This is a genomic window from Oribacterium sinus (genome assembly GCF_963537195.1).
GTDB lineage: Bacteria > Bacillota > Clostridia > Lachnospirales > Lachnospiraceae > Oribacterium > Oribacterium sinus_A.
On sequence record NZ_CAUTEG010000127.1, the window covers coordinates 1 to 5,685 of the forward strand.

A 5,685-nucleotide genomic window follows, 5' to 3' on the forward strand; every position below is an offset into this window, starting at 1 on the left:
CAAGGCCTGAGGAGATTTTGGAACTAATTAACTGTCAAACTCCCGATAGCTTTTAATGGCATTAATTATAGATAAAAATAGAAATAAATTAATATAAATATTGAAAAATAAGAATTCATAAGTTAGTATAAACTATAATAGGGAATTGTTTAAAGCAATGTAATATGTACAGAAAAATAATAAAGGCAGTTCACTACCTTAACAGATGCGTTCATGCAGGGGGGACAGATGGAAAAGTTTTCAATGAGTATTTCTTTCCATGGGAGAGTCATGAAAAATTTTATGACTCTTATTCCATGGATTATTTTCTTGCCGGTAATTTTCATTCCCAAGCTTAGGAACAGAATCGTTCCTATGAATATTTTAGAATTTCATAAAAAACTAAAGTTCTTTCTGTATTCTCATGTCAATGGCGGAAAGGGAATGATTTCCATTTTTTTGGCGTTAACCGTTTCTCCTTTGTTGATGTGTACTTTGATTTTCGTGGAATATGCCAGAATACAAAGTGCACAAGCCATTATTGAAGAGTTGATGGGAAGCTCTATTTTTTCTGCCCTGGCTCATTATGATCCATACTTGGATGAACGATTCGGTTTTATGGCGGTGAGACAGGATCAGGAGGAGTCTTTGGATTCTCGTTATCAAAGCTATCTGGAAGCGAACGTCCAAGGCTTCGGAAAGGCCATTAGCTTAGCGGGAGGAACAGCAGAGGGAAAAAACTCGCTTGTTGAACCTTTAGTATTAAGGCAGGAGGTATTCGAGTACAGTGAGCTTTCCGTACCCATCAATACTTTGGTAGAAGGGCTAAATATACAAGAATTATTGGATTACTACCATAAAAAAAATCCTTTACAGATTTGCAAAAATTTACTGGATAGTGGAAACAATGTAATTGATATTACGGATTCTGCTATCAATGTGGCAAAATCTACAAAAGAACTCTCTAATGAAGCAAAGAAATACGGAGAGTCTTTAACAAAGTATAAAGAAGCAAGAAAGGCCTACGATGATGCGTATCAAGCTTTAGAAGAGGCAAGAAGCAGGAAAGATAATGGAGAAGAGATTTCTTTGGATTCTTACATTAGTGAGGTAGATAGTAAGGCCAGAGCCTTTGGTACAGCTACCGATGATCTAAAAGAGAGGCTTTCTACTTTAAAAGGGAAAGAGAGAGATCTTTTAAAAAGCAAGGAAAAATTTGCAAAAGGATTAGATGAACTACCGAGCAATGTCCAAGAATTTTATAAGAATCAGTTCGGCAAAAATGCAATAGAGGATCCCTTTCTTGCCACTTATCATGTAATTAATAATCAGGCTCAAAAATTTATAGATAACCAGCAAAAGGAAATATATAATGACGGACAAGAAGATGATGAAAAACTAGAAGCGCAGGCTAAAAAACTGGAGTCTTATTCTGCTGAAGCGGATGGTAAAATTGAAGGATATGTTGTTCTATCAGAAGTAGAGGATATTGATCAAAGAACGGCTTCTTTATATAGTGATTTGAAAGATACCCTCAAAGGCTCGGATTCTACGATTGATCTTGTAAGAAGTCTTAAGGACTTATTGTATCAGATTATAGGGACAAAAGTATTATATGATGGTTCCTTAGATTCTAATTTGGATCCCAGTGAGTTGATTAATCAAAGCGGGGTGCTGGACTTGGGGACAGCGGAAATAACGGATAGCGTTGTGAATTTATTATCTTCTATTTGGCAGTTCTTAATGGCGGTAGCAGATGGAGATTTTTTAGCGACATTAACAGCTCTTGGAACTTTTTTGCAAAGTTTAGTTACCTTCTTTAAGGGTATATTTGATTGGGCAAGCAGTAGGCTCCAAAACCTTGGGCGCCTGCTTTCCGGTGGAGATTCCCTGGGGAAGAATTTTCTGCTCTATGGCTATGGTGTTTACAATATGCCAAATAGAACCAATTATAGCGATGGTTCCAGTTTAACGGGATATGAGTATAGTAATATTTTTGAAATGGCCGGTGGTACTTATAATATCGGTTTTCTAGACGGAGACTTCTGGCATTATCCTAAAATGGATAATGTGGAAGGAAGGGACAAACTCTACAAGGGAGCAGAGCTGGAGTATCTTTTAACCGGTTCCAACTCGGAAAAAGGTGCACAGGTGGGTACTTTCTTTAATGGCTTCTTATTAAGATTAGTCTCTAATCTCCCGGCTATTGCAAGTTCTGACTGGATTACAGAAACAAGTGTTACCGGTCCCTTTGTAGTAGTTGTTTTTGTGATACTTCTTTTACTAGAGTCATTTATAGATATGATACTTTTGGTAAACAAACAATCCGTTAGTCTTATTAAGATGAAGGCCTATATGTCTACTGAAGGCATATCAAACTTTATCGAGGATTTTTCAAAGTGTAGGGGGTTAAATGACAAAACAGCGGAACAAATCAAAAAGGACACTCAGGTTACAGCGGGTAAAATCGAAGCAGCAGCAAAAAATGAAATAAAGAGTACATTCGGAGCTAAGCCAAAAAGCAGTAAAAAATCGGATAACAACGATTCTAAAACAGAGAACGCTGAATCGAAAGCTACAAAAGATACCACAGAACCAGATAATGATAATTCCAATTCAGAAAACAATGCATCGAAAGCTACAAAAGATACCACAGAACCAGATAATGATAATTCCAATTCAGAAAACAATGCATCGAAAGCTACAAAAGATACTACAAAACCAGATAATGATAATTCCAATTCAGAGAACAATGCATCGAAAACTACAAAGGATAGTACGCAGCCCCAAAATGATAATTCCAATCCAGGGAATCCTGGCGCGGAAGATCCAAAGGAAACCACAGCCACAAATGCCATGGGCTTAAAAGATGAGCAAGGCTTTATGAAGCTGGACTATGGGGAGCATTGTTTGATTTTGATGCTTTTAGGAACAAATCAAGATCAGTATCTTATGCGGTTACAGAACCTTGTGCAATTGGAGGCAAAGGAAAAGTATAAGGAAAAAATGGATTATCATTTGAGTAAAGCTTATACCGGGATTACCGCCACCACAGAGTATCAACTAAATGAATTTGTGCCCATTACAAAAAGCACAGGCGGGTTTAAACTTGATTGTACGAAAACGCTTGGATATTAAGTTGGCTATGAGCATATAAGTAAAGGAACAGCATGGAAGAAAGAGCGTTAACCGACGAAGAATTAATGAAATTAGATGAATTTGAGGACAGCGAAGACTTTCAAAAGCAATACAAGCTTATTAAGAATGAAGTTTTCAGAAGGTATAAGAGAGGGAAATTGTTTTTTTGGAAAATCCTCCTTTGTATTTTTGTATTGGTTTTATTTTTCCCGTTGGGTATCGCTTTAGCTCAGTTTTTATTTGTCTTTATTATTGTTATTCCTGCAGTGAAAAATACAAAGCTCGAGGAAAAAAGTAAGCTTAATGAAACTTATATCTTTAAAATATTGAATCCAATCTTGCAGATTTTATTTCCCGCAGCTGAAATCGTTGAAGAAGGGGATGATCCTGTCAACGAAATAAAGTATACGGTACCTGAGTCCAGTCATTACAACCTGGGATGGTCAATTAAATTCAACGACAAGAAAGATTTGAAAGCAAGCAACTTTTATGTATGGCATACGGAAGCACGTTATAAATCAGAATCTAGAAGCAAAGTTGTTGATTTTAGAGGAGTACTTTATTCCTTAAAATTAGATGCTTTTTATGAGGGACAAGTTCGAGTGGTTCCCACTACCCAATCTAAATACTTAAAAAAAGAACTTCAAGGCAATTATTTTAAAGCTTTGGAAGGGGAAAAGAAAATAGATGTAGAAGATGCTTTGCACAATGAGAACTACAACATTTACTGTACAGATGAAGTATCTGCCAGAAGATTCCTAAATCCCAGTGTTTTATCCTGGTTTGATGAGCATGTTGGGAAATATCCGTTGGCGTTATACTTAAAGGGGAATCGCTTATATATTTCTATTCATTTTAAGTATTATATGTTTTCGGTGCCGGATGAAAAGGAAGAGTTGGATAGGTGGACAGTAGAAAAAGCAGCACTCAGCCTTAAAGAGTTGAATCAAGAGATTAGGGATACGGTGGGTATTTTTTATCAGTTATCGATGTAAGATAGAGTAGAAATAAGGGAAGGCCAATAAATTGCATCAGGGGTGAAAGAAGCAACGGAAGTACAATTTTAGGGGAGAAAATAGGAAAATGGCATTAACTATAGAGGATGTAAAATATGCGGTTCCCAAGTCAGAGAAGTATAATCAATTTAATGCACTAAAGTTTAATGATGAACGAAACCTTAGTGTTTGTAATTTTTATGCCTGGCATGAAGAAGAGTACAAGAGTGGAGATAAAAAACGAACGCAGAAAGTGACGGATTTCCAAGGCGTTTTGTATGCTCTAACTCTGACGGAAGTTTATCAAGGGCATGTACGGATTGTGCCTACCTTAAGGGGAATAAGCTTTATATCAGCAAATATACCAATGAATATATGTTTCCGGTGCCGTACACCAAGAAGAAGCTGGATGCGTGGTCGGTGGAAAAAGCGGCTCTCTATCTAAAAGACTTAAGTCAAGAAACAAAGGCTATGGCATCGGTTTTTTCTAAATAGAAATGAAAACAATGGGAACAAAAGAGGTGAGTTATGGATGTTCGAAGTGAAGAGGGAACCATAATGCTGGAATGGGGGATAGGAATGATCTTTTCTATCTTTATTCTTATGTTTTTTTTGGCTTTATCCGTTCATTTGTATCAGCGAAACATGTTTACAGCAGCCTGCAATGCGGCGGTAGTGAGAGTGGCAGAGAATTATAAATACGAAGGCTTGGAATACAAAGAGGAGATAACAGTACAAGATATTGAAAATATAGGCTTGTATCGCTATCTTAGTCTGAAGCAAATTAATCTTCTCATACACGGAAATGAGAAAGCGAGTAGATTTTTAGGATTTAGACTTACGAAGTACAGTGGCGGAAATGGTGGCGGTAAGGAAACGGTAAGAGTAAAGCGAGTTCCGGATGCGCTTGGACGATGCCACTATGTACTGGAAGCGGAGAAAAGCTTTGATTTTCTTTTTGCACCCTTGTTGGAGAAAGTCGGCTTAAAAGAGTCTAATAAAGTAAAAGTAGTGGCTGTTGCCTCAACCCTGGATGTGCTTCATTACGTCAATACGGTCCATTTTAGCCAGTATGCCAATAATAAAATAAGTGATTTATTTAGACTCGCGAGGTTGGCAGATTCCTTTATCAATCTAGGAAAGGATTTGTTCGGTTTGGTTACTTCTTTTGGAGAGGATTCATGATGGGAAAAGAGGCAAAAGCAAAAATGAAGAGCTTTAAAGAGGAGCTTCTTAGAGAAAGAGCTTCCGTTACCCTAGAGGCGGCGATTATCTTGCCCATATTCTGCTTTTTATTTATGGCGTTAAATGGTGTGTTCTTTGTGTTTTCAGCACAGAATCAAGTGATGCATACTTTGGTGCAAACGGCTAATAGTCTGAGCTTGGATCCTTACTGGAATGAAAAAACGGGTGTGGAAAACCTTAATGTAAGTATTATTCTGCAAAATATTGAGCGATCTATAACACAAGATAAAAATTTTTCTTCTACAGAAAGCTGGCACAAGAATGAAACAGTGTCTTCCGGCGTGCTGGAAGACCGATTTTATTCTTATTTTACCGGGGATGGAAATAA

The 5,685-nt window shown here is 37.2% G+C and carries 4 protein-coding genes and 1 pseudogene; all 5 read left to right on the plus strand.

Annotated features, from left to right (window positions below; all coding sequences use genetic code 11):
* The first annotated feature begins 228 nt into the window (after positions 1 to 228).
* A complete protein-coding gene (locus RYL27_RS10535) occupies positions 229 to 3,117 on the plus strand; it encodes a hypothetical protein (RefSeq protein WP_314967103.1) in 2,889 nt (962 codons plus the stop codon).
* Positions 3,118 to 3,149: 32 nt separating this feature from the next.
* Positions 3,150 to 4,112 (plus strand): DUF3137 domain-containing protein, encoded by a 963-nt coding sequence (locus tag RYL27_RS10540; protein ID WP_314344706.1) that lies wholly within the window; start codon positions 3,150 to 3,152, stop codon positions 4,110 to 4,112.
* Between the two features lie 88 nt (positions 4,113 to 4,200).
* Positions 4,201 to 4,557: a hypothetical protein gene (locus RYL27_RS10545; protein WP_314967105.1), complete on the plus strand. Its 357-nt coding sequence runs from the start codon at positions 4,201 to 4,203 to the stop codon at positions 4,555 to 4,557.
* A gap of 83 nt (positions 4,558 to 4,640) precedes the next feature.
* Positions 4,641 to 5,297, plus strand: coding sequence for a hypothetical protein (locus RYL27_RS10550; RefSeq protein WP_314344710.1), 657 nt, complete (start codon positions 4,641 to 4,643; stop codon positions 5,295 to 5,297).
* Positions 5,294 to 5,685: pseudogene (locus tag RYL27_RS10555) on the plus strand (pilus assembly protein); the annotation flags it as partial. The gene RYL27_RS10550 and the pseudogene RYL27_RS10555, both read left to right, overlap by 4 nt.